24 protein-coding genes and 1 tRNA gene are annotated in these 24,966 nt (G+C 53.2%); 11 read left to right on the top strand and 14 right to left on the bottom strand.

All coding sequences use genetic code 11. The annotated features are described in order from the left end of the window. The 3 genes from ASB66_RS26385 to ASB66_RS24995 form a co-directional block, all read left to right on the top strand. Window positions 1–271: hypothetical protein (locus ASB66_RS26385; protein ID WP_158544237.1), on the top strand; the 271-nt coding region annotated here is incomplete at its 5' end. A gap of 1,809 nt (window positions 272–2,080) precedes the next feature. Then, window positions 2,081–2,335, top strand: coding sequence for a BrnT family toxin (locus ASB66_RS24990; RefSeq protein ID WP_060717886.1), 255 nt, complete (start codon window positions 2,081–2,083; stop codon window positions 2,333–2,335). Beyond that, a complete protein-coding gene (locus ASB66_RS24995; protein ID WP_060717885.1) occupies window positions 2,325–2,642 on the top strand; it encodes a BrnA antitoxin family protein in 318 nt (105 codons plus the stop codon). Before ASB66_RS24990 ends, ASB66_RS24995 begins: the two co-directional genes overlap by 11 nt. A gap of 56 nt (window positions 2,643–2,698) precedes the next feature. Here the strand turns inward: ASB66_RS24995 and ASB66_RS25000 are convergent, their stop codons facing one another. Further along, complete coding sequence (locus ASB66_RS25000) at window positions 2,699–2,887, bottom strand: hypothetical protein (RefSeq protein WP_060717884.1); 189 nt, start codon at window positions 2,885–2,887, stop codon at window positions 2,699–2,701. A 352-nt stretch (window positions 2,888–3,239) separates the two neighbouring features. On the opposite strand from ASB66_RS25000, the gene ASB66_RS25005 reads away from it, so the two are divergent. Continuing rightward, a complete protein-coding gene (locus tag ASB66_RS25005; RefSeq protein ID WP_060717883.1) occupies window positions 3,240–4,067 on the top strand; it encodes a hypothetical protein in 828 nt (275 codons plus the stop codon). Window positions 4,068–4,551: 484 nt separating this feature from the next. Here ASB66_RS25005 and ASB66_RS25010 read toward each other — a convergent pair whose 3' ends face one another. Beyond that, window positions 4,552–4,731 carry a hypothetical protein gene (locus ASB66_RS25010; protein ID WP_060717882.1) on the bottom strand — a complete coding sequence of 60 codons (180 nt, stop codon included), beginning with the start codon at window positions 4,729–4,731 and terminating at the stop codon, window positions 4,552–4,554. A 322-nt stretch (window positions 4,732–5,053) separates the two neighbouring features. Between ASB66_RS25010 and ASB66_RS25015 the strand changes: the two genes are divergently transcribed. Continuing rightward, the gene (locus tag ASB66_RS25015; RefSeq protein WP_060717881.1) at window positions 5,054–5,452 is read left to right on the top strand and encodes a hypothetical protein; all 399 of its coding nucleotides are present in this window, start codon (window positions 5,054–5,056) and stop codon (window positions 5,450–5,452) included. Window positions 5,453–5,599: 147 nt separating this feature from the next. Continuing rightward, a complete protein-coding gene (locus ASB66_RS26390; RefSeq protein WP_158544238.1) occupies window positions 5,600–5,767 on the top strand; it encodes a Thivi_2564 family membrane protein in 168 nt (55 codons plus the stop codon). Between the two features lie 44 nt (window positions 5,768–5,811). Here the strand turns inward: ASB66_RS26390 and ASB66_RS25020 are convergent, their stop codons facing one another. The 3 genes from ASB66_RS25020 to ASB66_RS25030 are packed head-to-tail and all read right to left on the bottom strand — an operon-like array spanning window position 5,812 to window position 8,381. Then, on the bottom strand, window positions 5,812–6,222 hold the full coding sequence (locus tag ASB66_RS25020) for a hypothetical protein (RefSeq protein ID WP_060717880.1): 411 nt from the start codon (window positions 6,220–6,222) through the stop codon (window positions 5,812–5,814). After that, complete coding sequence (locus ASB66_RS25025) at window positions 6,104–7,930, bottom strand: terminase large subunit (RefSeq protein WP_234613540.1); 1,827 nt, start codon at window positions 7,928–7,930, stop codon at window positions 6,104–6,106. The genes ASB66_RS25020 and ASB66_RS25025 overlap by 119 nt, the downstream gene beginning before the upstream one ends. Beyond that, the gene (locus ASB66_RS25030; RefSeq protein ID WP_060717879.1) at window positions 7,914–8,381 is read right to left on the bottom strand and encodes a P27 family phage terminase small subunit; all 468 of its coding nucleotides are present in this window, start codon (window positions 8,379–8,381) and stop codon (window positions 7,914–7,916) included. The genes ASB66_RS25025 and ASB66_RS25030 overlap by 17 nt, the downstream gene beginning before the upstream one ends. A gap of 205 nt (window positions 8,382–8,586) precedes the next feature. Here ASB66_RS25030 and ASB66_RS25035 point away from each other — a divergent pair, with 205 nt between their 5' ends. Next, the gene (locus ASB66_RS25035) at window positions 8,587–10,416 is read left to right on the top strand and encodes a hypothetical protein (RefSeq protein ID WP_060717878.1); all 1,830 of its coding nucleotides are present in this window, start codon (window positions 8,587–8,589) and stop codon (window positions 10,414–10,416) included. A 697-nt stretch (window positions 10,417–11,113) separates the two neighbouring features. Here ASB66_RS25035 and ASB66_RS25045 read toward each other — a convergent pair. Then, entirely contained in the window at window positions 11,114–11,770 is a 657-nt protein-coding gene (locus ASB66_RS25045; RefSeq protein WP_081089012.1) for a transcription termination/antitermination NusG family protein, read from the bottom strand. Continuing rightward, window positions 11,757–13,040 (bottom strand): helix-turn-helix domain-containing protein, encoded by a 1,284-nt coding sequence (locus tag ASB66_RS25050; protein ID WP_081089011.1) that lies wholly within the window; start codon window positions 13,038–13,040, stop codon window positions 11,757–11,759. Before ASB66_RS25050 ends, ASB66_RS25045 begins: the two co-directional genes overlap by 14 nt. Window positions 13,041–13,363: 323 nt before the next feature. On the opposite strand from ASB66_RS25050, the gene ASB66_RS25055 reads away from it, so the two are divergent. The 3 genes from ASB66_RS25055 (at window position 13,364) to ASB66_RS25065 (ending at window position 15,378) form a co-directional block, all read left to right on the top strand. Beyond that, on the top strand, window positions 13,364–13,648 hold the full coding sequence (locus ASB66_RS25055) for a MerR family transcriptional regulator (protein ID WP_060717875.1): 285 nt from the start codon (window positions 13,364–13,366) through the stop codon (window positions 13,646–13,648). 5 nt (window positions 13,649–13,653) lie between these two features. Continuing rightward, window positions 13,654–14,778: a tyrosine-type recombinase/integrase gene (locus ASB66_RS25060; protein ID WP_158544239.1), complete on the top strand. Its 1,125-nt coding sequence runs from the start codon at window positions 13,654–13,656 to the stop codon at window positions 14,776–14,778. Between the two features lie 156 nt (window positions 14,779–14,934). Continuing rightward, window positions 14,935–15,378 (top strand): hypothetical protein, encoded by a 444-nt coding sequence (locus ASB66_RS25065; protein ID WP_060717873.1) that lies wholly within the window; start codon window positions 14,935–14,937, stop codon window positions 15,376–15,378. 164 nt (window positions 15,379–15,542) lie between these two features. Here ASB66_RS25065 and ASB66_RS25070 read toward each other — a convergent pair. Further along, a tRNA-Cys gene (locus ASB66_RS25070) sits at window positions 15,543–15,616 on the bottom strand. A 286-nt stretch (window positions 15,617–15,902) separates the two neighbouring features. Between ASB66_RS25070 and ASB66_RS25075 the strand changes: the two genes are divergently transcribed. After that, complete coding sequence (locus ASB66_RS25075) at window positions 15,903–16,163, top strand: hypothetical protein (protein WP_070150477.1); 261 nt, start codon at window positions 15,903–15,905, stop codon at window positions 16,161–16,163. Between the two features lie 114 nt (window positions 16,164–16,277). On the opposite strand, the gene ASB66_RS25080 is transcribed toward ASB66_RS25075, so the two are convergent. The 6 genes from ASB66_RS25080 to ASB66_RS25105 form a co-directional block, all read right to left on the bottom strand. Continuing rightward, the gene (locus ASB66_RS25080; RefSeq protein WP_060717872.1) at window positions 16,278–17,039 is read right to left on the bottom strand and encodes an ABC transporter permease; all 762 of its coding nucleotides are present in this window, start codon (window positions 17,037–17,039) and stop codon (window positions 16,278–16,280) included. Then, entirely contained in the window at window positions 17,036–17,962 is a 927-nt protein-coding gene (locus ASB66_RS25085) for an ABC transporter ATP-binding protein (RefSeq protein WP_060717871.1), read from the bottom strand. The genes ASB66_RS25080 and ASB66_RS25085 overlap by 4 nt, the downstream gene beginning before the upstream one ends. 207 nt (window positions 17,963–18,169) lie before the next feature. Next, a complete protein-coding gene (locus ASB66_RS25090; RefSeq protein WP_060717896.1) occupies window positions 18,170–19,495 on the bottom strand; it encodes a GGDEF domain-containing response regulator in 1,326 nt (441 codons plus the stop codon). 607 nt (window positions 19,496–20,102) lie between these two features. Further along, a complete protein-coding gene (locus tag ASB66_RS25095; protein WP_060717870.1) occupies window positions 20,103–20,936 on the bottom strand; it encodes a response regulator in 834 nt (277 codons plus the stop codon). A 256-nt stretch (window positions 20,937–21,192) separates the two neighbouring features. Next, window positions 21,193–23,706 (bottom strand): GcvT family protein, encoded by a 2,514-nt coding sequence (locus tag ASB66_RS25100; RefSeq protein ID WP_060717895.1) that lies wholly within the window; start codon window positions 23,704–23,706, stop codon window positions 21,193–21,195. Window positions 23,707–23,942: 236 nt separating this feature from the next. Further along, window positions 23,943–24,713 (bottom strand): helix-turn-helix transcriptional regulator, encoded by a 771-nt coding sequence (locus tag ASB66_RS25105; RefSeq protein ID WP_060717869.1) that lies wholly within the window; start codon window positions 24,711–24,713, stop codon window positions 23,943–23,945. Between the last annotated feature and the right edge of the window lie 253 nt (window positions 24,714–24,966).

Genomic DNA, 24,966 nt, shown 5'->3' on the forward strand with positions numbered 1-24,966 from the left:
ACAATACATGCATATAATTTTCTCCAATCACTATCGGCTGACAGCATCTCTTGCCGCAGTATTTGGTGATGAGCCGAAAGAGAAATATGTCGGTGACATCATTCTGTCCGTCAACGATTGTGGCGAAGGCATGCTCATCCGCTTCCTGCGCCGCTGGCCTCTGCTGATCGGCGCTCCTGACGAGGCAACAGCAAACCCGGCCATCATGACGCTGCGCCACGGATCACAAATGCTGACCTGGCAATTCGAACACCAGGATGCCGAAATTTAAGACGGACGGTCATTGAAAATGCCAGTCCGTCTTGTGGTGCATGGACGTTATCTTTCAGTCGAACGCGACATGCGATAGTATAAATCGCTCTATCGAAATAATTTTCGCAAAAACGGAAATAGCACCGGCGGCTCCTGCCCTATGGCTCCATAGCCTGACCTCGTCAGCGAAAACAGCTTATCGTCTCCCCGCTCCGACCGCGTCATATAAAGCATGTTCAATGCTTGCAGGATCGCAGGCGTCATCCCTGTCGACCAAGGCAAATCCTTCGCATTCACGTCTCGGCCTCCGGCATCGTAAAGCGTCTGCAAGATATAGTGGAGATCACCGTGCGTCATACGCCATTGTTACATGCCAGCGCTGATTTGAACAGTCGCCGGTCCCAACAGATACGCGGACAGATGGTTTGTTACAGCACTTGAACACCACCAATCCACACGCCTTGTGAAATCCGATTGCTTCTCGCCGACAGTTGATACTCACGATCCAAACCGCCTGATGCAGCATCGCAGTGATGCTACGAAAGCCATACCGGCCATGCTGGAGGATGAGTACCGTGAGATCGGAGGTCAAGGCCGCTTTATCATGTGGGGACGCTGTGTTTTATGTTGCAAGGAAGGGCGGGCGGGGCTTAGACGTCCCCCAGTTACCTCCGCAGCCGCCTCATCCAGAAGCGGCTTCCATTCAATCAACTTCACTTCCTATGACAAACCGTTATCGGTTTTATGATCAAGAATCCTTCGCGCTTTAAACTTCACGTCATCCTTTGGACTCGAATCCTTCACTTTCTGCATCACAGCACAGACAATTAACGTAAAATAAAAAAATTGAATAAATAGCGAAAAGAATATGACTTTAAGAAAATTGTCGAAAGTGAATTGCAACGACGAAAATGTGTAGACGGCGAACGAAATTATTAATAAAAACATTATAAAAAAAGCCCGAGGTGCATAGATCAATTTTTGAAAATCAAAATGCCTCTTCTCAAACTTAAATAATGAATTTATTGCATTTTTCATTTCAACCCTCTTGGCGAGATAAGCTCGAGTATTTCAATTCAAAATTGAATTACTATTTTCATTCAATTTTTAATTACATAGCTTTTACAAAACTTAACAAAACAATCCTGACAAAACGCCTCACTCGAGCTGATAAATCGAGTCTTTACATGAAAAATATACTTGATCCGCAGAGGAGACCTGGTGAAATACCGGTTCTCATCCTGCAAATGCGCCTAATCTCGCCTGGAATCGGCATCATCTCTTTGAACCCCAAAGAGGCGCTCGTACTACCAACGAGCCTTTTCCTACATTTCAGCGCGCAGCGGTCGGAATCGTAATCGACACCAAGCGTTTTGAGCGATTGACAGAAACTATTGGGAAGCCATCGATTTATTCACTTGGGAACTAAATCTGCCGCACGTTCAAAAACGTTTGGCGGAACAGGAAACAAACCAATTGCCGCACGTCAAAAATAACGGCGGAAAATCAAATATTTATATATGGGAGAAGAAGGGAATGGAGGCCTCGCCCGGAAGGCCAGAACCTCCATTAATTTAAGATTTTACCGGTCATCGGGCCACACTTTCCGGGAAAATTTTTCCGTGAAAAATCAATGCCGCTTGCCACACCCGGCCACACTAGTCAAAGCCGTAAACGGACATCGCCGAATCCTGCTTGACTTAAAAACGATCAATGCGTGTGGCGGCATTTAGGGACCGTCAGAATTATGTGCCAAGGCATTCGGCGGCACTATTTTTCGTGTACTTTTATTCTTGCCCATTCATGATTTTACGTGTACGGAAAAGCCATGAAGATAATTTGGGATGAGCCGAAGCGATTGGCCAATCTACACAAGCACGGCTTTGATTTTGCAAACGTGGTCGATTTCAGATGGGAAACAGCGATTATCGATGCAAGCCATTCTAGGCGCATGAAAGCTATTGGTTACTATGCGGACGGAACTGCTGTGGTGATTTTCGCCACGCTTGGCACGGAAGCAATGTCAATCATCAGCTTTCGTCCCGCCAGCTCCAAAGAAAGGAAGGCTCTGCATGGGCACTAAACATCCAACCAAGACTAACTTCGAGCCGGGCAATGGCTATACGCAAGAGGATTGGGAAGCAGTTGATAGTTCTGAGCTGACGGTCGAAGAAATTGCCAATATGCGGCCTGCAAAGGAGGTCCTTCCAGCCTCATTCTTTGAAGGGCTGGCTGAAGCCCGCAAAACCCGTGGACGCCCCAAAGTGGAAAAGCCCTTGGTGCCTGTCACGTTGCGGCTGGAACCGGATGTGCTGGAAGCTTTCAAGGCATCCGGCAAAGACTGGCGCGGCAAGATGAAAGAAGCCTTGCGCAAGGCGTCCGGCATCTAAAGCCTTTTCTATTTGAGCGATGGCCGCGATATGTCCCGGCCATTTATCTTTCCTATCTATGCAAGAGGCAGATCCTTCCCACCCATAACAACCACCACCCCGACATCTTTCCCATGCAACCCCGCACCATATAAGGTCGGCTCAACCGTCGCGAACTGGAAATCCTTGAACACTTCGCGGACACCCTCGCAGTCATTGAGGGAGATCAGAAACCGGCCTTTGACCGTCTTCAGGTGTTCGGCCATTTCGGTAAAGCGCTGGCGATTGAAGGCATCCCTGCCGTAGTCGCCCTTGTTTCGGAAATTGATGCGGATCGAGGTAAAACAGGGGCCGGGTCGGTCATAGAGACCGATAAACTTTGTTCAGTATGGGCACTAAACATCCAGTCAAGACCAACTTCGAGCCGAAGCAATGGCTATTTCTATTTCTGAAAGTAACCACCCAAAAAAAGTTACATCTTCCCACCGGATAAAGTTATTAATTATACATAAATATCTAACTCACAAATTGACGTCCAGGCCCAAATTATGGCAAAAATATGTCATGGCCGAAGAAGACTTAACTTAGCCCGGCCTATTGGGCCGGGGGGCCGAAACAATGAAAACCGCATCTTGGATTTTCGTGTCTTTTTTGTTTGGCTTATCTTCTTGCGGCATGGCAGTACCTGAAATTCAAGAGTTTTGGGGAGGGCCAGCCGACGCGGCGTTCAAGGTCAACGCGATTGCTGGCCAGGTTAAATGTGAATTAGGTCGCGCAGTTTCAAAAAAACTGGTTGCAGACCGAAAGCTGGAGCACAGTAAACGAAAATACGAGTGGCTGGAAAACTGGGCCGCCGCAGTCTCAATGCAATTTACCATAAATGAGAGATCGGCGATTAATCCGAGCCTTAACCTGATAAATTTGAGGTCGACCACTGAGACGTTCACTGGCGGTCTGGGAGCTGGCCTGTCATCGGAGGCCACTCGAACCGACAAACTCAGTACGACATTCTATTTCAATGAACTTGTCGACCACAACACAATAGATCTCATCTGCATTCCACCCCGAACTTGGAAGGGTGATCTCTTTGTGACGAGCGATCTCAAGATCGAACAATGGCTAGAGATCGCCTTATTTCCGCAGGAAACGAATATTATTTCCTATAAAAAGAATACTAGAGCCGATGCTATCTCACACGAGATTAAGTATGAGATAATATCAAACGGTTCAGCAAACCCATCATGGAAGCTTGTCGACATTTCGAACAACACCGGGCAAAGTTCGGTGTTTGATTTCAAGCGCGGTCGCATCCAGACCCTCACCATTACCATGGGGCCAACAGAAGGTAAGGGAGAAAACCGGACTCTAAAGCAACCGGCAAGAGACCTTCTACAATCGAATACTCTTGGTGCAGGTATAGCCGCCGCAATCGCTAACACACGCTGAAAAGGAATACAATATGTCACATTCAATGTCCGAGAAGGAAGTGAAGGCGATGGGTTGGAGTAAGATGACCAATAAGGAAATAATGAAAGACCTTGCAACAAAAGGTATCAACGGACATATAAAAACGCTTTTTGGAAAGAGGGTCATTTGCTTCAGAGACCCTGGGACCAACGAAGATACAGTCTGTTACGAATTGGAATGACAGGTGTGCCTCTCAACGGAAATTGATACCTCTCCATAGACACATGAGCGATGCGCAAGGGAATGGTATAGACTCACCTATTCCCAGAGTCGCAAGACCGCACCCACCCGTTGCCAGGTGCTATAAAAAAAGGCCGGAAGATTGATCTCCCGGCCTTTTTCTAAGTTTCGGAGCGAGGCGCTGCTCGATCTTTTAACTCGCGGTCGGCCTCTTCAATTGCCCGAGACAAGAGATAGGCCAGCATCGCTTTGCCCTCTGCCTCGGCGATGGCCAGAACCCTTCTTAACTCGGCAGCGACAAATTCAAGGTCTTCCGAGCCTCGCAAATTTTTGTTTCCCGCAATCGTTCGCCTGGATCGTTTTCCATTTGAGCCATACTTATCAGGTACGTTAGGAATATTTCACCCTCCTTTTCCGCCAACAGTTTTGCCACGTTCAAATGCTCAGCAATAATTTTGTTCATATTTATATCCCCAACCAATGGTCGAAGGATAACAAAACGATTGATGAAAACATCCCTAAATCAATAGTGGTATTGGTCACATACTAATTGAACTTAGTCACACCGCATCAGGATACACGGCAATATACTTCTTAAAAATTGCAATTTAAATTCAATATGTATTTCTAGGTTGTTTCTGAAAAATTATTATCGTACCTAATCCGGCAAAAGCACATGTTGTGATCTTCAAGCCCTACACAAACCGGGAAAACCCCACGCCGCCCCTTCCACTTATCCGCGATAAGTGATTACTCATACACGGGGATTAAATTAGGGGGCTGCCATGAGAGTTCAATATGTTGCCTTGGTCGCTTTGGCGGCCATTTCTAGCTGTGCAAAACGGCCTGATGCAATTGTTCCTGTAGACATTCCGATGGCCGCCTATACGAACATGGACTGTCAGGCGATTGCCCAGGAAATGGTGAAAGAGCAGGGCCATCTCGCTGCTATATCGAAACAACAAAATGATGCTGCAAATGGCGATGCTCTCGGCGTATTCCTTCTCGGCGTACCCGTATCAAGCACCTTCGGCGGGGACAAAGAAGGGCAAGTTGCAGTCACCAAGGGCAAGATAAACGCTATGGAATCGGCCATGCGAAGCAAGGGCTGCAACGCTCCTCCGGCCGAAAAAATTCCAACCAAACCAGTTGCCGGAAGTAAGCCGACTCCCAAGGCACCCTAACGCAGCGATTGCGTCGCCAATGGTCTATCGTTTAAATCTACACAAAGGTGGGGTTGCTATTTTGCGAGCCCCATCCCCTTTCCTTTTGAAATAACAGCATTATGTTCCACCGCACGGCGCAATCAAGCGTCTTTAAGGAGTGGGGCTTTGGGTACTTCAATTCTCATAAGCACCCTGATCACCTTCCTAGTGATCGTGCTGATTCTCTATCTCATTGGCATGCTGCCGATTGATGGCCGGGCAAAACAGATAGCCCGTCTCGTCGTAATCATCATCGGTATCCTTTCGCTGCTGAAGTACATTGCCGTGTTCTAATTTACAAAAACCCCGTCAGGATGCTGCCGGGGTTTTTTGCTTGCTCATCGCCCATAGGATGGCAGAGGCGGAACGCCGCGTTGCGCCGCCTCGATCCGCTGTAAGATTTCCCGCATAACCCGCAGATCGCCGCTTTGCCCGCTGGCCGTTATTTGCAGTTCCTTGATGGCCTGTGAGATCGAGGTGGCAGATTGTTCGGCAACTGTGACGCGGTAGGATAGATTATCCAGCTTGCGCAGCTCAACCTCGTTGACTTTGAAGCGCTCCTCGATTTTGCCATCGGAATTACCCAGGCGACCTTCAACGGCAACCCGCCAGCGCTTTAACTCGTCAATGTCACTGTTGGTTTGCGCCCAGGCATAGCCGCCGCCTGCAATGATGCTGACCAGCGTCGTGAGATTGATCCAGGTGTTGATATTGTATTTCGGCGGCTTTGCCGCTGGTTCGTCCGTCACGTCCCGCCCCCTTGCAGTGCATTGATGGTGTCGGCCTTCGCGGCATTTGTGGCGCGGCAATCGGCAAGCGCCTTTCGGTCCTGTCCCCAGAGCCGATATTCAGCTGTTCGATCTGTGCCAGCAGGAATAAACACAGGCGCATCGCAATCAGCCATGATGCTGGCCGAAGGCCGTCGCGAACATGTAAGCCAGCCACCGCAGATCGGTCATCGTGCTGGCCTGCCATGCGTCGAGAATGGCCGTGATACCATTCACCTGATTTTGCGTGAGCGCACCGCCGAACAGCGACGAGCGTATACTGGTCGGCGCCAATCTCTGTCGGTTCGAACTTTGCGCAGATCTCGGCCAAGGCTTCTGCCAGCCAGGGATATTTGAGCCGCTGGCCGGGTACCGCCTCGATAAAGCCCTGGTCGCGCCAGAGATCATAGGGCGCCTGGTCGGTATTGGCCCTATCTTCCAGCGTATCGGCAGGCGTCCAGAACCAGGTCTTTGACGCAAACCGTTCGGCATCCTTGGTACTGTCAAGCACCCAGATCAGGGTCAGCGCGGTAAAGTCCCGGGTGCGCGACAGGTCGAGGCCGCCATAGCAGGGAAAGCCCTCGGCGATCAGCCAGTCAAGATCGAGATCCTTCTGGCAGGCCATCCAGGCTTCACGCTTGATCGCCGCATTGACCGATTGCGTCCATTCGCAAAAGTGCAGCCGAGCAATGCCGTTTCGTTTGCCCGGCATCATCCGCGCCTGGTCAACGACCCCATGCAGATAGTCCGTGGTGATCGTCACATCCAGCAGCGGGTTTGCCTTCACCCAGCAGGACGGATCATTCTCCCAATCATCGCCCTCATCGAGCGAGCAGACAAAGGCGAATGTGGTATCGTCTTGGACGATGCCCGCCGCGACGTTGACCGCATGCTGATGCTCTTCCCAGCAGATCGATTTGCGGTCCGACCCGGAATTGGTTGCCATCACCAGCAACGGCTGTTTGCGGAATTTAAAACCGCGCTCCAGCATTTCGATGACATCGCGGTTGGGATGTTCATGCACCTCATCACACAGAGCACAGGACGGACGCGGACCCGATTGCGCCTTATCGGCTGAGATCGGTTTGAAGAACCGCTTGTCGCCGCCCTTGCTAATGTAAGTAAGCTGCCAGACCGGGTTCTCGCCTGATGTCGTGATCCGTTGCATAAGCTCTGGCGACTGGTCGCGCATGGCAACCGCATCACGAAACAGCACCTGCGCCTGGTCTTTTTTGGCCGCCGCCGCATAGATCTCGGCACGGGGTTCGCCATCGGCCACCATCATGCAGATGCCAATGCCTGCCAGCAATGGCGATTTGCCGTTGCCCTTGCCCTCTTCGTCATAGAAGCGCCGGAACCGCCGCAAGCCGGTATCGGCCCATTTCCAGCCGAACAGCGAACCGACCCGGAAGGCTTGGCTCGGATGCAGCCGAAACCGCCGCCCCTCGAATTGCCCGCCATTCAGGCGCAGCTTAGCGCCGAACCACTTGATCCGCTTGTTCGATGTCTCCAGATCCCAGACCAGGCCACGGGCCGGGCCGTCGATCAAATCGCGCAGGTGACGGCGGCAGGCATTGCGAACATGAGGACCGGCAATGATATCGCCACGCATCACATCCGCCGCCCAGGCGGTCACCGGATCGTCGTCATAGCTGACATCCGGGATCTCGACATCAATCGAATCCATCATCGGTCGGGAACTCAAATCCTAGCTGGCCGGTCGCCTGCAAGCCGCGTTCGGCAGACGGTGTCATGCCAAAATCACTCGCCAGCGCCCGGATCTGCCGCCACGTCTCATTCAACTGGCTGACTTCCGGGCGGCTCTTCAACTGGGTGCCGTTGCGCGTCTGGCTCTCATAGGTTTCCCCGCCTTCCCGCACATCAAGCCGCAACCGCTCATGGCGGGCTATCGTCCAGCAAAGCTGTTCGAACATGTAGACGTTGACTTCATTCAGCCGGTTCTTCCGGGGATCACACAGCGGCGGTGCGATCCGGTCCCAGATGGCCCGCACGTCAAACGGCAGGTCATCCGGCCGCAGCTCCCGCGCCTTGGCCGCCGCCCGCGCCTCGAAGTTCGCGCCCGGGCCGTCCTCGGTTTTAAGGGGCACGACGTTTTCGGAGGAGGGCTTGCGGCCTTTCATGGTGCACTCCCATTATTAACTAGCAAGAAAGCTACAGTTTAAAGCGTAATGCTAGTGGTCCTTTTAGCGTTTCTCTGCATCTTAAATGTTTCGTTAAGAATGCGATGCCTTCCCCGGGCGATATCGAGCTTATCGACAATCTAGATAAGCGATTTCATTTGAAATTCATTTCCCGCAAAGATAGTATTTAAATTGGGGGTGTATCATGATTGAAAATTTACTGATTGGCTGCTCTGCTTATTTTTTTGAGCGTAAAAAGGCTCTCACAGATAGTGCGGTGGAAAACTGGTTCGCAGAACTTCAAAGAGATGCTCAAAATGCGATGACACCTCTTTTTAAAGAAATCCGAAAGATGCATGGCGAGGTAAGATACTCTACCATCTGCTTCGCATATGATCGGCCTACGGCGTTCCTCAACAAGGATGCAGGCGTTGTAGATAGAATTCACGGTTACATGCTTATTGTCGAGCATCAAAATCATGTAGCGGTCCACAGCATTGGACTTAAATTGTCTCTTAACATCAAAAAAGATTGGCTAAAACCAGTCGCTAACAATGCGGTTAATGCAGCAATTGCTAAGGCAGGTTCCAAATTCGAGTCTATGCAGTTGCGATCAATGTCTACCTCCAACCGAGTACTTCGAAAGAAGACAATGGAAGCGGACGATTTAGAGAATGCTATGCCAATGGCGGGTGCTAGCCGTTATGTAGGACAACGATACCGACTTCGACGCGGAACTCAACGCTATACAGCGACACCATCGACAGGACGCATATCACTCAGTACTGATCGCTCTGGATTCAAGACTGCTATAAGTTGGTCTGTCGATGTAATGGCCGAGCTGGAAGTTAGTACTGGAGCATTATCTCCGTTTATTGAAAACTTTGCCCGCCCGGTAAGCCTTACCTCTATTCCACTTACGGCTAAGCCTACGAATTTTGCAATAGACGTTGCCGAATTAACGGATCGAATTTTCTCTGAATATTCTACGATTAAACTAGTCAAGAAAGATCTAAAGGGCCAATTTCGGGAGCTCAACGAAACTGAATGCCGAAAAATATTACAGATACTTGACGGAGAATTTAAGGTCGCCGGATCGCGTGACTCACTCAATATCCTCAATTTAACTGACAATTCTAAAGTAGGTACTCTCAGGTGGGGAAAAGACCGCATTGGTTTATCGACTTTCGCTCTTCAAGAAACAAAAGGGATTTACGTCGCCTCAGCTGATGATATTGATCACGGGAAAAATCGCTTGTCTCTCAAAATATATCTAGACAGCGAGAACCTGTTCATCATTCTCTTTGACACGATTAACCTAGCCTACATCAATGGAAATTTGTTCGAAGATTCAGCCATACGAGACGGTGGTCTGTTCTTCTTAAGCCACTTAATTCCATATGATTGCTTGGCGAGTGCCTCAAGTGAAAAGGGAAAATTTAAAAAAAATCAACGTAGCTTCTCGTCGAATTCTGTATTTAGTCAACTCGAAAAGGTAATTGCCGGACAGGATGACGTGCTTATTTGTGACGATTTAGGCGACGAATGGGCAGATTTTATCGGACTGAACACCCAAAGCAAACCATCTACTGTAACATTTTACCACGCCAAACACGGCGCTCTATCACTGGGAGCGTCATCGTTTCATATAAGCGTGAGCCAAGCAGAAAAAAACCTCGGCCGCCTCACTCTTGCCCAAGAGGCGCTTAGCAGCAAATTTGACAATTGGGAAAATAATCCGTACAAGAGCAATAAAAAAACCACAAAAATCGATCGTTTAATGCGTGGTGGTACCAGAGCAAAGATCGAGAATGACATCCTGAGTTTACGCTACTCGCCTGACTTAGTCAGAAGGGTCGCGATAGTGACATCCTCTTTAAGCCGCAAAGCTGTAGAAAAAGAATTTCAAGATATAAAAAACGATAGCAGTAAGCGCCCTAGCGCTCACTTCGTTCAACTTTACTGGCTCCTCACATCATTTTTCTCTGCTTGTGCTGAAGTTGGCGCTATCGGATATGTATTCTGTCAGCCATGATTGGATTTGGACCAAGCACCATCCTTTATGGATAGTCGATTATCCCTTTGGCTTTTTCCCTCCAATTTCCGCTCGCTACACAGAAATGACCAACGCCGGTGCGGGAGGCGGATCGGGTTCAAGGCTGACCCACCCCCTGCCCTCGACCATCGTCCGAGGGGTCACGTCCGGTTCGCCGGGTGTCTGGGATCGGTGGGCCAGCCATTCGCGCCAATGGCTGTCGAGAAGCCGCGATGTTCTTCCCGCTGTTTGGTCGCGTCGTGATGCTTCTTGCACAAGGTCTGGAAAGGTCCGTTCCAGAACTTCTCCGCATTGCCGCTATGACGTTCAATGTGATCGCAGATGAAGCCCTTCTTGAGCCTCCCTTGCTGCCGGCACATGCGGCAATAGGGTTCCCGCTTCAGCTGGATTGCCCGGATGGCTCGCCACCTAGTAGTGTAGTACCAAGAGCGCCAGCCCTTGGCCTCATCTGATCTCTGATCTATCGCCATATCCTAGAACGCAAAAAGGCGACCCATAGGCCGCCTTGTCATCGTTTATCTGGTCATAGCTCACGCACTGGCCCTGAATCGCATCACCTATTGGCTTGGATCAGAGCGAGGCCGGGGGAGAACATCAATCCCTTGGGAGCATCATACGCCCCGGTCATCTCGGTTGGAAAGGCGCTGTTCGCCTCTCCACGTTTCAAGCGATAATCTCAGGCCGAAATGAAGTCAATCCCCATCGTGATTTCGCTCATACCGCCGAACATCGGCACGTCAACGACCACCTGGCCACGCTTCGACAGCACCTTGCGCACTGTCACCACGAAGTCGGCAAACGGGCCAGAGCGGATCGTCACCTGCTTGCCCAGCACATCCGGCATCGGTGGAACGTCACGCCCATCCATATGTTTTCTTTCCGCTTTCTTGGCAGACAGCATCAGTTGGCGCATCAATGGTTCGGGCATCAGATGCGGCTTGCCATCCGTGCCCATCAGCCCACGAAGCTTCGATGCAAGCATGAGACCGACGAAGGCTTCATTGTTGGGAATGACCTGCACGAACAGGTAGCCTCGAAACAGCGCCCGCTGGATATCCACAGCTTGCTTGCCGCGTCTGGGAGGTAATCTCAACCGCTCGAAGGGGCACCAGCACTCGATTTCCTGCTGTTCGAGCGAATCGCGGATCGCCTCTTCCATGTCGCTCTTGCAGCTCGCCACCACCCACCGGGCTAGGCGCTCGAACTCAGGCCGGTCGCGCCGGGCCATGGCAACCTGTCGCTGGCGCTTGGCCTCGATAGCGTTGATGTAAGCCAAGCGTGAAAGCCCCTCGCCCGAGACGCCATCCAGAAGTTTCCCGTTATTCTGCATCATGGGTGCGTCCCTCGCTCAAGCTGGTTTGGAAATGGTCGAGTGCCGCCTCGACCGCCGCGTCGAGATCGGGCTGATCGGGGTCAATGGGCGGGAAATAGTTCCAGTCACGTAGGCCCTCGACGAACATCCAGCCACGGCGTTCATGCAGGCGCTTCCAGGCCGCAAACAGCGTACTGCTGCTTTCGACTTTTTCGAAGTCAGAGACCAGCGGCAGCAGGTCCACCGAGGTGACGAACGGCTCATTGCGCCGAGCAAGGTCGCGCATCCGGCTCACCAGCGGCCAGCCGTGTTCACGACGCTTTTCCCACACCAGGGCTTCTCGGCTGATCGTGCCAGAGGCCAGCCGCCGATTATCAAACGCCGTGAACACGAACTGGCCCGTCGGCTCGCAAAGCAACGTTTCCAAGCGTCTGCCCATCCAGAGCTTGCCGCAAACCTTGGCCGTAGCGTGGGTTTGGACCGCCTGGGCAACCTCAGGCATTTTTTCCCAAGCCCGGTCTCGCAGGAACACAGCGGCGAAGGTGAACGTGCCTTTGCCGATCCACTGGATGTAGGCCGGTGTTTTCTCGATGCAGGCCGCTCGCTGATCAGCCGTCAGGGCAAACCACGCCTTCCTCGCTGCCGTGTCGCTGCTCTTGTCGTAATTCGGCCACGTCGGATACCAGCGCTTGAAGGCGAGATCGATCTTTCGCAATTCCTCTCTCGAAAATTCCCCCCGCCCCGCGCCTGCGGTGGGAGAGTTGTTTGGAGAGTTAGCTGGAAGAATCTTATCTTGGTGGAGCTGCTCCACCACCTTTGTGGAACCATTTCCACCACCTTCGGGCGCCATTTCCACCACCTTTTCTGCGTAAGGCGGTGGAGCTGCTCCACCACCTTCCGGCAAAATCTCGCCCTCAAAAGGTGGTGTATCTCCTCCACCAGCTTGCGCATTTGCGACAGAACCCACAGCAGAATGGCCAGCAAGATCGCGGCCCGGCCAGCGGGCGATATACTCGTTTCGCTTCCATTTTTGACCGCGAAAGCCGTGCTGGGTGACTTCGATCCAGCCCGCCTGTTCGGCAACGTCGAGGTGCTTCAGGATTGTTTTCTTATCAAGGCCGGACAGCTCGACCAGTTCTGAGACGGGTGGATAGCAGGAACCACCCGTGGCATCCATCTTCAGGCCGAGCGTATGCAGCACCAGCCGCGTGATCGGCGGAAGGCCAGATTTGGCAACGGCATGACGCCAGGACCATGCCCGCGAGGTTGCTCCGTGATCAGGCTCCATCATGCCGCACCGCCTTTTCGCGCCACGTCCAGCATCGCCGCTCTAGCCGCACCAATGGTCAGCAACACGCTATCGCGCCAGCAGCCCTGCAGCCACGATCACAAGGGAAAGTGGTTCCTCCCAAACGAAGTACACGAGACGCCGCAACGGCCCAGCCCACCGGCTAAAAAGCCAGCACTCAACACCAGTAGGAGCGTGCTACAAGAACAATTTCCATTTATTCGCACCCACGTCACAATCAAGGATGATGGCAGCCGCATCACCCTTCCCGACCTTTCTATGCTTGCCTCCGCCCGTGCAGAGCGAGATAGAAGGGAACGCCGGAAATGATAAAGACCGAACAAATTCGTTCAGGCCCGCCTTTTTCGCCTATCGCCAGCGTCCCTCGACTCGGCCTTAACCGCGTGGAAGTAGCTGCCGCCATTGGCGTCAGTGTCGGCACTGTAGATCTGATGGTGACCGAGGGCTTCTTGCCACCGCCACGCCGTTGGCACAGCCGCAAGGTTTGGCTGGTGCAGGAAATTGCCATCGCAATGTTGGACTGGCCGGAAGACAGCAACCCTTTGACAAAGAAAGACAGTAACGCCGATGAATGGCGGGCATCTGTGTGATGGACATGACCAATATCGAATTGCCCTACATCGAGAGAAACAAGACCCGTCACGGTTCCATGCGCTATTACCTGCGCATCGCTGGCAAGCGCATCTGCCGCCTGCCCGATGACATCGAGTCAGAAGCCTTCGCAAAGGCCTACTGGAAGGCAAGGAACGCCGCTCGCCCTCCAGAGGAGGATACAGGACCAAAACCGATTTCTCGCCTTGTGAAGCCCGGTACGTTCCGATGGCTCTGCATGGAATACATGCGCAGCCATGAATTCACGACCTTGGACAACACCACGCAGACGAGGCGCCGGCACATCATCGAAGCCATGTGGCACGAACCCTTGAAAGCAGGCGACGAACGCACTTTCGCAGACATGCCCCTCCAGCACATGGACGTCAGCAATCTAGAGGTTCTGCGAGATCGCAAGAAGGAAACGCCGTTTGCGGCAGATGAGAGGCTGAAAGTGCTTCGGCAGGTGTTTGACACCACCCAGAACGGAAAACCGATCACGGCCAATATCGCGCGTATGGTGAAGCCGTTTCGCGCTCAGACCGATGGCCACCAAACGGCAACACCCGGCGACCTGGAGCGCTTCATCGCACACCATGGCACCGGGTCAAAAGCGACACTCTATCTCGCTATCCAAATGTATACGGGCTTGCGCGTCTCCGATCTCGCCGCGCTTGGGCCGACTCATCGACAAAAAGACGCCTTCCGGTTTCGGCTGTTCAAAAACCGCAACAGGACGCCAGTAGATATCAACATCACCATTCATCCGATCCTCGAAGCCGTCCTGGCAACACACAAGACAACAGGCCCCACCTATCTGGTGACGGAATTCGGAAAGCCGTTTAGCGTAAAGGGTCTGGGAAACAGGATCTCAGATTGGTGGTCGCAGGCGGGCATGCCGCACTTGACCTCCCATTCTGTTCGCAAAGGCCTGGCGACAGACGTTGCACACAACGAAGCGACCGACAGCATGTTAGAAGCAATGTTCGGCTGGCGCGACAGCAAGACATCAAAAATCTATACCCGCGACGCGGAGCGCTCTCGACTTGCTCGCCAGACCGTAGAGCGGATCAACTGGGATGGAATTGGCCCACAGTTGCTAGAGCAGAAACAAGGGAAAAGCGAATAAAACTCGCGCACACTGTTTAAAAAATGTTGTGTATCGTGACTAATCAGAATCAGTAGACTAAAAAAAGTTATCCAATAATATACAGACAGGAAAATTAGAAAATCAATACGAGAATAATACATATATTCTCGTTTTCAAAAAAATAGGGGATAAACAATGACAGACGCCTCTCAATTGACTGCAGCCGGTAAAATTGCAATGGAATATCTAAAAAAATACGATCCGAAAGTGGAAGACGTCAACTTTTTTGACGAAATACACGATTTTGGCGGCGGAACAATGGTTTTAGCTGAAGTTAAATACCCCGCGGTCGGCGCCTCAAAAGAAAAGCACGCTAGCGAGTACTTTATCTTAGTTCGAAACGGACGCGGATTCGTGTTTCAAGATTACGCCATGGCGTTGCGGGAAGGATCAAAGCCAGCAGAAATCATATCTAAAATCGCCTCACCGGACGTGGTAACGGCACTATTGACCTTCTTTCTCGTTGGGGCCTTCGTCTTTCTAACGTTCACAGAAACTGAACAGACGGACCAGACAAAAGCTCTAAGCGCGGCATTGACTACCGTACTCGGCTTCTGGTTTGGCCGACAGACGAAATAAGTTCTCGCAGACTCAAGGAAAGCGAGACTGCGCAGGAGGCGCTAAATCAGGACCACATTGCCACACCGACAAAATAACGTGGCGGAACAAATGACAAACAAGTTGCCACACTCAAGAAAACGAGGCGCAAAATCAAACACTTAATAAATCTAGAAAGAAGGTAATGGAGGCCTCGCCCGGAATCGAACCGGGGTGCAAGGATTTGCAGTCCTCTGCGTAACCACTCCGCCACGAGGCCATTCCATAACTTAAAAGCGTGTGGTGACGGGCATTTAGAACGGATCGAAAAGAAGCGCAAGAGGAATTTCCGAAAAACCCCGTTCTAAAATTTCTGAAATTATATTCGAGCCGGATTTCGCGGAAATGATGAGACGGAAAGTCTAAAATTTGTCTCCAGTTCGGTATGCTCTGTGCAGAAACGATGGAGCCACACATCATCCTTGACTCCTTACAGGCAAGAACATAACAAGAACGATATGGCGTTCCGATACGCTGAAAGTCTGCTTTCACAGGAGATCTTCGATATGTGTTCAAAGCCTGAATCGCCAGAAGCCGACCGGATTGCTCATCTTATTGAATGGCATGACGGCGATGCAAGAGCCGCCATTGCCACGCTCTTGGACGATGTGCATCATTTGCGTCAGCAATTGGCAATTGCGTCGAATGCAATCAGTCTTGGCTATACGAGAGGATGGATACCCATCGAGGAGGTGAACTGTATGAGGAATATCATCGGCGGCGCCATACCGCCCATCCCAATGGCAGATCATGAGGCGACTGCATAATTCCTTAAGCCAGTTGCGGCTTAAGGAGAAAACTATGCAGCGGATACGGAGAGTTACAGCATCCTTGTGCTTTTGCCTCAGGAAAGCCGGGCTCCGCTTTTCCCAAGTAAAATTCTAGGCCTTCAGCTTGTAACCCGTGCGGAACATCCACGTCAGTACAGCAAGGCAGAGGGTCAGGAACAGGCCGATCATCGCCAGACTGATCAGTGGATTGATATCCGCCTCCCCGAAGAAGCTCCAGCGGAAGCCGCTCACCAAGTAGAATACCGGGTTTAAGTGGCTGATCATCTGCCAGACAGGCGGCAGAGCGTTGATCGAGTAGAATGTCCCACCCAGAAAGGTCAGCGGCGGAATGACCAGCATCGGCACCATGCTCAGTTGTTCGAAATTCTTTGCCCATATGCCGATGATGAAACCCGCCATACTGAAGGACATCGCCGTTAAAGCCATGAACAGCAGCATCAAGACCGGATGATCCACCCGGATATCGACGAACAGTGTCGATGTGGCCAGAATGATCAGGCCGACAATCATCCCCTTGGTGGTCGCTGCCCCGACATAGCCCAAAAGGACCTCGCCCAAGGCAATCGGCGCAGAGAGGATTTCATAAATGGTGCCGGTGAATTTGGGAAAATAGATGCCGTTGGCACCATTGGATATGCATTGCGAAATCAACGTCAGCATGATCAGTCCCGGCGTAATGAACCCGCCATAGCCCACCTCAGTTCCGGTCTGCATTTTCGTGCCGATCGCCGCACCGAACACGATGAAATAAAGCGCGGTCGATACGACAGGAGAAATCAGGCTCTGCATCAGGGTGCGGCGCATACGCTGCATTTCGGCCCGGTAGATAGCCCAGACTGCGGTATAATTCATGATTTCCCCCCGGTCAGCGAAACGAAAATATCCTCGAGCGAAGTTTGCCTAGTGGAGATGTCGACCACAGCGATGCTGGAGGTTTCCAACGCCGTCAAAAGCGCCATCAAGGCGCCGGGCGTTGCCTGCGGCTCATAATCGTAGACGATCTGGCGACCTTCGCCAGCGAGGCTGAGGCGCCATTCGTCCAGCCGCCCCGGCAGGCTTTTCAACGGCTCGGCCAAGTCAAGGATCATCTGCTTGCGGCCAAGCTTGCGCATCAGCGCCACCTTGTCCTCCACCAGCAGCACCTCGCCCTGGTTGATGATGCCGATCCGGTCGGCGATCTCCTCGGCCTCCTCGATGTAATGGGTGGTGAGAATGATGGTGACGCCCCGGCTGCGCAGATCGCGCACCAGGTTCCACATATCGCGGCGGAGCGCGACATCGACCCCCGCCGTCGGTTCATCCAGAAACAGCACGCGCGGTTCATGGGACAGCGCCTTGGCAATCAGCACCCGGCGCTTCATGCCGCCGGAGAGCTCCCGCAGCACCGCATCGCGCTTTTCCCAGAGCGACAGGGATTTCAATATTCCCTCAAGATAGGCTGGATCGGCCTTGCGCCCATGCAGACCGCGCGAGAAGGCCACGGTATTCCACACGGTCTCGAACTGATCCGTGGTCAGTTCCTGCGGCACGAGGCCAATCAGCGCCCTGGTCTGGCGAAAATCCTGAACGACGTCATGACCATCGACAACAACCGTTCCTGATGTGGGATTGACGATGCCGCATATGATGGAAATCAGCGTGGTCTTGCCCGCGCCATTGGGGCCGAGCAGAGCGAGGATCTCGCCCTCCTCGATCTCCAGCGACACATCCTTCAATGCCGAAAAACCGGTGGAATAGGTCTTGGTGAGGGACTTGATCGATACGATAGACGCCATTCGTGCAGACATTCCTGAACGTCCGCCTCCTTGACTGTCGAGACAATGCGACAACACGGACCTTCCCATGCGCCCCACCGGTCTCCACTCCCGGAAACGGACTGTGAGCAACAGAGGCGCCTATATAGCACGCCTCCTTGCACCGGCCACCGCTATAGGAGAAATCTTTTGTAAAAGAACAAATTCACACACGTGAAAATGGTCACGTCACGCTTCAGAGGGGAGCGATACGGCCTTTGAAGGCGCAACGGAATGGTCGCAATAGACACGGTTTCGTCCGCATTGCTTGGCCAGATAGAGATATTGATCAGCCGCATGCAGATAGTTGTCGAAAACTTCGCGCCCACCCACTTCCGCCACCCCGATGGAAACCGTGACCGTCACGTTACTGGTGTTCAGCATCACCGGTCTGTGTGAGAGATCGACACGCAATCCATCGCAAAAGGCCGCAGCCTGCTGGTTGTTAAATCCCGGCAAGAGAATCCCGAATTCCTCACCGCCGAGCCGCCCCAGCAGCGTCTGAGATCCATGGGCATAGACTGTCATGCGATCCGCAATCTGTTTGAGCACCCGGTCGCCCGCTTCGTGACCATAGGTATCATTCAGCTTCTTGAAATGATCGACATCGAGGATCGCTACACTACAGGGCCGCGCATTCAGCAGGCATTGCTCAATCAGAGATGGTCCTTCACTGAAAAAATAGCGCCTATTGAAAAGGCCTGTCAGGTAGTCCTTGAAGGCGGCGGTGCGCAATTGGCGGATCTGTAACAACGCCCGCACATGCAGGTTGATCCGGCATTGCAATTCTTCGGTGACATAGGGACGGTAGACGAAATCGCTGGCCCCAGCCTTCAGGAAACTGGCCGAAAGCAGCCGATCCGCCGAGGACGAAATACCGATAACCCGCAGATCGTCACTGGAATAGATTTGCCGGATCGATCGGGTCAGATTGTAGCCGTCCATATCCGGCATATGGTAGTCGGTCAGGACAAGCGAAATGTCTTTCTCCGCTGCCAGAAGATCAAGGGCCTGCCTGCCGGTTCTGGCCTGAAATACTTGGAACCCCTGGAGTAGCAGGATATCGACCAGGCCTTGCCGTGCATAGGCGACATCATCGACCACCAGGACCTTGAAATTCCGGTTGTCGAGCAGGCGCTCGACCGATTCAAGCACCATATCCAGGGCACGCTCATTGTCCTTGACGATATAATCGGCCACGCCACGCGCCACAATCTTCTCGCGCAAGTCGAGACTGAAGGTGGCGGTAAACACCACGGCGGGAATGCCGAGAGCAACGACCCGGTCCAGCAATTCGCCATCCATCGCCCCAGGCAGATTGAGATCGACGATCGCGACATCGAAATCGCAGTTGTCCTGCGATAACACCTCATGGCATTCCCCAGCGGTGAGACAACAGATCACCTCAACCCCAAGGGAAGTGATCATCCGATGCTGCAAAAGCCGGGAAATCGACCGGGAATCCTCGATCAACAACACCCGCAGTTTTGCGGCTGCCCCAAAGGCTTCGCTCATCCCGGTGGCGATTGACTGCGCGCAAAACACCATTTGCTGCTCCATACCTTCTCCAGGATTGTCGCCTCTCCAGACGGCGGCATTCCTGCCTCCTTCACCCTGCCTGAGCTCCCTTGGAGCACGAACGTGCATTCTCTAAATTTGGGGGAGAAAAATCGATGGCACCGCAGCACACGGCGAAAATCAAAATACAGGTGGCACTCTCAGGCCACCGATAGGAAAAGGGTCGGCAAACCAAGCAGGCCGATAGCAGCGGGCAAGAAGGTGTAAAAAACCGTGTTTGCCCGAGTGCATACACTCATACGATTACGTTCAACTCTCAGAATGCCATTCTGATGCAAAGACGCGATATAAGGGTTAGAAATTTCCGCGTCATTTTAACTTCTGTCCATTCTAGCGGACCGCCCTCAACGCTCGGTTTATCAAACCAGCCATCCGTCGCGTCTAATCAGCCAAGCCCGGTCTTAATCATGTTTTGAGGGCTGGACGGTGGACGCATTCTCCCCTGCCCGGACAGCATCGCGGTTTTCCGCGATGCTGGAACACGTCAACTCTTCGGGATATTTTTCGTGAAATCTGGCGGGATTTAAGGAGCCATGCAGGAAGATCAGGCTGCGGCCTGGTTTCTCTTGCGCCCGGCGCGGATCTGCACCAGCGTATCGAGGTTTTGATTGACCCGGCAGTAGAATTCTTCGTCGATGAACGGACGCAGCATGAAATCATTGCCGCCGACCTTGAGGAAACGTGCAGATAGCAAACGGTCCGACGAGGACGACACGCCGATGATCCGCAGTTCATGCGAGCCACGCACAGCACGGATGCGCCGCGTCAGTTCAAATCCATCGATGTCAGGCATGTTGTAGTCGGTCACGACCAGACCGATATCGGCATTGCTCTTCAGGAGTTGCAGGGCAGTGGCACCGTTGTCCGCCGTGCTGACCCGGAAATTGTACCGCTTCAGGCGGCTCGACAGCAAAGCGCGCGCCGTCGGGCTATCATCGACGATCAGCACGTGGTGATTGTGATTGGTGAGAAAGCGGCAGACGGACTCGATCAGCATTTCAACCGCAAAGATATTGTCCTTGAGGATATAGTCGACGATATCCTTGGCCAAAAGCTTTTCACGGGTTTTTTCATGAAATGTGCTGGTAAAAACGATCGTCGGAATGTTCAGATCGGTCAGATATTCCAATGCTTCGCCATTTTCGGCACCTGGCAGGTTGATATTGGAGATTGCCAAGGTAACGGGCTCGTCAGAAAGCTCGTTTGCGGCCATCAGATCTTCATAGGTACGGCAGATTTCCGCATCAATATTGAAAATCTCCTTCAAACGCTGCGTGATCATAGATGTAAAGACGTTGGAGTCTTCTGCGACGATAATACGTGCGTCCGGAAATTTTTCGCCGGAATATTGCATTCCTGAAACGCCAAGATAGGTCATGACACGCCTTTGAACAAGAGATCTTGCCGCAATATAGACATGACCGATTGCTGAAATATTAATCGAAACGGGGCGTTATACCTTCTATGCTTAATAAGAACAAAAAGGCGGCCCAGAGGTGGCCGCCTTTTTGGATAGATTCAGCACGCCGTTTATCGACGGCCAGTTTCAAGCATTGCAATATGCCTAGTGTTCAGAAAACAGCAAATATTTCCAAACACCGGACCAAGCAATATTTGGCTCCAGTTTACCGCTCTCAAGCCCTGAGAGCGGCATTATCAGGATCGAAGGGGCTTTCGCCTACAACCAACGCATCATAGAGATCGCCAAGGATCTTGATCTTCAGCCTGGTGCCTTCAGTGGCATAGCCGGGTTGCAGCATGGCGAGAGCAATGGATTTGCCGATGCGCCAGCCATAGGTGCCATTGGTTGCACGCCCGACCAGATCGCCCGCTTCATTATAGATCGCCTCCGAGCCGCGCGCATCGACATCCGCGACCCCTTCGACAACCAGCGTGGCGAAATTCCATTTCAGCCCCTTCTCCTTATAGGCAACCAGAGCCTCCTTGCCGATAAAGTCCTTATCGAGCTTGATGAAACGGTCGAGCGCCGATTCATAGGCGTTGTATTCGATCGACATTTCGCGCGGGATCAGGCGGTAAGATTTTTCGACCGACATCGACAGCATGGCGCGGATGCCGAAAGGCTTGATGTCGAATTCGGCACCGGCCTCCATCAGCCTGTCGAAAATATAGGCCTGCATCTCGATGGGGTGATGCAATTCCCAGCCAAGTTCCCCGACAAAGTTGACGCGCAATGCATGGGCGCTCGCCACGCCAACCGAGATTTCCTTGCCGGTCAGCCAGGGGAAATCCTTGTTCTCAAGGCTGGTACGGGTCAGTTTCTGCAAGACCTGCCGCGACTTTGGCCCGGCCAGAACCAAGACGCCGAGCTTCTGGGTGATCTGTTGAAGCTTGACCGACCCATCGGTGGGCGCCAGCTTGCGCAGATAATCATGATCATGGGCCTCATACGCGCCAGCCGACACCAGATAGAAACGGTTCGGAGCCCATTCATAGACCGTGAATTCGGCACGGACCCCACCATGCTGGGTCAGCATGTGGCAAAGCGCGATGCGTCCACGCTTCTTCGGTATGGCATTGGCAAAAAGACTGTTCAGCCAGGCCCGGGCGCCGGGACCGGACACTTCCATCTTTGCGAAGGCCGACATGTCGAGCACGCCGACATGCTCATTGACATGCTTCACCTCGTTGCCGACATGTTCGAAATAATTCGAGCGGCGGAACGACCATTTCTCCACCACCCGGCCATCTTCGGTCGGGGCTGCGTAATTGTGGTTGGTGATGACATCGACGCCAACGCCAAGCTCGTTCTTGGGTACTTCATAGCCCTCAGGCGCAAACCAGTTGGCGCGCTCCCAGCCATAGACGGAACCGAAAACGGCACCCATCTTCTTCAGCCGGTCATAGACCGGTGTGGTTTTCAGCGGACGGGCGGCCGCGCGCTCCTCATCCGGGTAGTGCATGGTGAAGACATTGGCATAGGCTTCTTCGTTCTTGGCGATCAAATAACCTTCTGTCGCATAAGGACCGAAGCGGCGCGGATCTGCACCCATCATGTCGAGGGTCGATTCGCCATCGACGATCCATTCCGCCAATTGCCATCCAGCACCGCCAGCCGCGGTGATGCCGAAGGAATGGCCCTCGTTCAGCCAGAAATTCCTCAATCCCGGCGCCGGACCGACAATCGGATTACCGTCCGGCGTATAGGCGATGGCACCGTTATAGACTTTCTTGATGCCGACCTCGCCAAAGGCTGGCACCCGCACCATGGCCGTCTCGATATGCGGCATCAGCCGGTCCAGCTCTTCCTGGAACAGTTCGTATTCACTCTCGTCGGACGGGCCATCGACATAACAGACCGGCGCGCCCACTTCGTAAGGCCCAAGCAACAGACCACCATTTTCCTCGCGCATGTACCAGGCGCTGTCGGCCTCGCGCAGCACGCCCATTTCCGGCAGGCCCTTGGCCTTGCGTTCAACAATGGCTGGATGCGGTTCGGTAACGATATACTGGTGCTCGACCGGAATGACCGGAATATTGATGCCCACCATTTCGCCGGTCTTGCGGGCAAAATTACCGGTACAGGAGATCACGTGTTCGGCGGTGATCTCCCCCTTGTCGGTGGTGATTTTCCACAAGCCGTCTGGCTGACACTCGATGGCAGTCACCGTCGTGTTGCGATAGATGGTCGCGCCACGGTCACGGGCGCCCTTGGCCAGCGCCTGGGTCAGGTCGGCTGGCTGGATATAGCCGTCATCAGGGTGCTGGATCGCGCCAAGCAAGCCTTCCGTTTCACACAGCGGCCAGATTTCCTTGACCTGTTCAGGCGTCAGGATGTTGACCTTGACGCCAATGGTTTCGGCAATCCCGGCATAATACATAAACTCATCCCAGCGGTCCTTGCTGCGGGCGAGACGGATATTGGAGACCTTGCTGAAACCGACATTCATGCCGGTTTCTTCCTGGAGTTCCTGATAGAATTTCACCGAGTATTTGTGGATCTGGCCGACCGAATAGCTCATGTTGAACAGCGGCAGCAAACCGGCAGCATGCCATGTCGAGCCTGAGGTCAGCTCCTTGCGCTCGATCAGCACGCTATCGCTCCAGCCCTTCCTGGCCAAGTGATAGAGCGTGGAAACGCCGACGACGCCGCCACCGATCACCACAGCCCGTGCATGAGATTTGATCGACATGGAATTTCCCCTGTTCTGCTGCGAGCGCAAGGCGCAAACGACCGGATGACGCCGCAAGATTGATCCCGCGACTATGATAAAGACCCGCTCCCCTGTGCCGCCCGTTTGCGACATGGGCATGGGCTGGCGCGACCTGCGGATAAAAACTGCTGATGTCGCGATCTCTTGATCAATCGCAAATCGCCAAACGCAGAGCAAGGCCTCCTCATAAGCCCTATCACAGACACGCTTTATTGGGGGATCAGAAAGACCAGTTTGCAATCCGGGCGATCACATGGGCGGTAGTTGAACTGGCGAAATCGCAGCCTGCCCCGATCCGGGGAAAGCAGTTCACGCTCTCCGCCTTCGCGATCCAGCACCGTCTGCTCCCGCCACCCCTGGGCAAACAGCGGACTGTCGCGCTGTAGCTGTTCGATCAGTGAGCGTACGGTCGAATCGCGCAGCGAATGACTGTAATCGGCGCGAAATTCGGCCAGGAGCCGTAGTGCGCGTGTTTCCCAATCGATGATGATTTCTCGCGCGCCGGGATGAAGGAACACGTAGCGCAGCAGGTTTTTATCCTTGCTGTTGTCTCCAAGCCAGTCAGGAAACAGCGATGCCGCCGCGGAATTGAAACAGCACGCGTTCCAGTTGCGGTCAAGCGCATAGGCTGGATGCTGCACCATGCTGACAGCCGTCACCAGGGACGCCGGCACATCGTCAATGGCGTCTCCGTCTTCCTCGTCGGGGTCGCGACGGGCTGCCAGTTCAAACAGATAAGCGCGTTCGGCCCGGGTCAATTCCAAGGCGCGCGCCAGTCTCGCCAAGGCCTGCGGCGAAGCCTGCACCTGACGCCCCTGCTCTATCCAGGCGCACCATGTGGCGCTGATACCCGCTCGCTCAGCCAGCTCCTCGCGCCTCAGGCCCGGCGTGCGGCGGCGTCCGATCCGGTCCGGCACCAGTTTTTCACGGTGGGTCCGCACGAACTCACCCAGCAAACGTCTCTGTTCAACATCCAGCATGGCAGCATTTATAACAGGATAACTGCTCCTCTTGTAACAGCATATTGTTGGCGTCATGCTGTTTACACCAAGCGACATCACCATGCCCCTTGGTCTTTTTACTACAACGATCTCAAGCCCTTGGCCTATTCGGGAGACACACAATTCCACACACCGAGGATGCCTCCACATCTTCGATGCCTTGATACGATGCGGACAGCCCATGCAACGGGACCTGAGCGGATTGCCAGGCACAAAGGAAGGATGCGCTACA

The sequence above is a fragment of the Gillisella vitis genome, from assembly GCF_001541345.2.
Classification (GTDB): Bacteria; Pseudomonadota; Alphaproteobacteria; order Rhizobiales; family Rhizobiaceae; genus Allorhizobium; species Allorhizobium vitis.

Bases quoted from the DNA above. Each gene is read 5' to 3' on its own strand.
- ASB66_RS24990 (WP_060717886.1), top strand. From the start codon at position 2,081: ATGAAGATAATTTGGGATGAGCCGAAGCGATTGGCCAATCTACACAAG.
- ASB66_RS24995 (WP_060717885.1), top strand. From the start codon at position 2,325: ATGGGCACTAAACATCCAACCAAGACTAACTTCGAGCCGGGCAATGGC.
- ASB66_RS25000 (WP_060717884.1), bottom strand. From the start codon at position 2,887: ATGGCCGAACACCTGAAGACGGTCAAAGGCCGGTTTCTGATCTCCCTC.
- ASB66_RS25005 (WP_060717883.1), top strand. From the start codon at position 3,240: ATGAAAACCGCATCTTGGATTTTCGTGTCTTTTTTGTTTGGCTTATCT.
- ASB66_RS25010 (WP_060717882.1), bottom strand. From the start codon at position 4,731: ATGAACAAAATTATTGCTGAGCATTTGAACGTGGCAAAACTGTTGGCG.
- ASB66_RS25015 (WP_060717881.1), top strand. From the start codon at position 5,054: ATGAGAGTTCAATATGTTGCCTTGGTCGCTTTGGCGGCCATTTCTAGC.
- ASB66_RS25025 (WP_234613540.1), bottom strand. From the start codon at position 7,930: ATGATGGATTCGATTGATGTCGAGATCCCGGATGTCAGCTATGACGAC.
- ASB66_RS25030 (WP_060717879.1), bottom strand. From the start codon at position 8,381: ATGAAAGGCCGCAAGCCCTCCTCCGAAAACGTCGTGCCCCTTAAAACC.
- ASB66_RS25035 (WP_060717878.1), top strand. From the start codon at position 8,587: ATGATTGAAAATTTACTGATTGGCTGCTCTGCTTATTTTTTTGAGCGT.
- ASB66_RS25045 (WP_081089012.1), bottom strand. From the start codon at position 11,770: ATGATGCAGAATAACGGGAAACTTCTGGATGGCGTCTCGGGCGAGGGG.
- ASB66_RS25050 (WP_081089011.1), bottom strand. From the start codon at position 13,040: ATGATGGAGCCTGATCACGGAGCAACCTCGCGGGCATGGTCCTGGCGT.
- ASB66_RS25055 (WP_060717875.1), top strand. From the start codon at position 13,364: ATGATAAAGACCGAACAAATTCGTTCAGGCCCGCCTTTTTCGCCTATC.
- ASB66_RS25060 (WP_158544239.1), top strand. From the start codon at position 13,654: ATGACCAATATCGAATTGCCCTACATCGAGAGAAACAAGACCCGTCAC.
- ASB66_RS25065 (WP_060717873.1), top strand. From the start codon at position 14,935: ATGACAGACGCCTCTCAATTGACTGCAGCCGGTAAAATTGCAATGGAA.
- ASB66_RS25075 (WP_070150477.1), top strand. From the start codon at position 15,903: ATGTGTTCAAAGCCTGAATCGCCAGAAGCCGACCGGATTGCTCATCTT.
- ASB66_RS25080 (WP_060717872.1), bottom strand. From the start codon at position 17,039: ATGAATTATACCGCAGTCTGGGCTATCTACCGGGCCGAAATGCAGCGT.
- ASB66_RS25085 (WP_060717871.1), bottom strand. From the start codon at position 17,962: ATGGCGTCTATCGTATCGATCAAGTCCCTCACCAAGACCTATTCCACC.
- ASB66_RS25090 (WP_060717896.1), bottom strand. From the start codon at position 19,495: ATGAGCGAAGCCTTTGGGGCAGCCGCAAAACTGCGGGTGTTGTTGATC.
- ASB66_RS25095 (WP_060717870.1), bottom strand. From the start codon at position 20,936: ATGACCTATCTTGGCGTTTCAGGAATGCAATATTCCGGCGAAAAATTT.
- ASB66_RS25105 (WP_060717869.1), bottom strand. From the start codon at position 24,713: ATGCTGGATGTTGAACAGAGACGTTTGCTGGGTGAGTTCGTGCGGACC.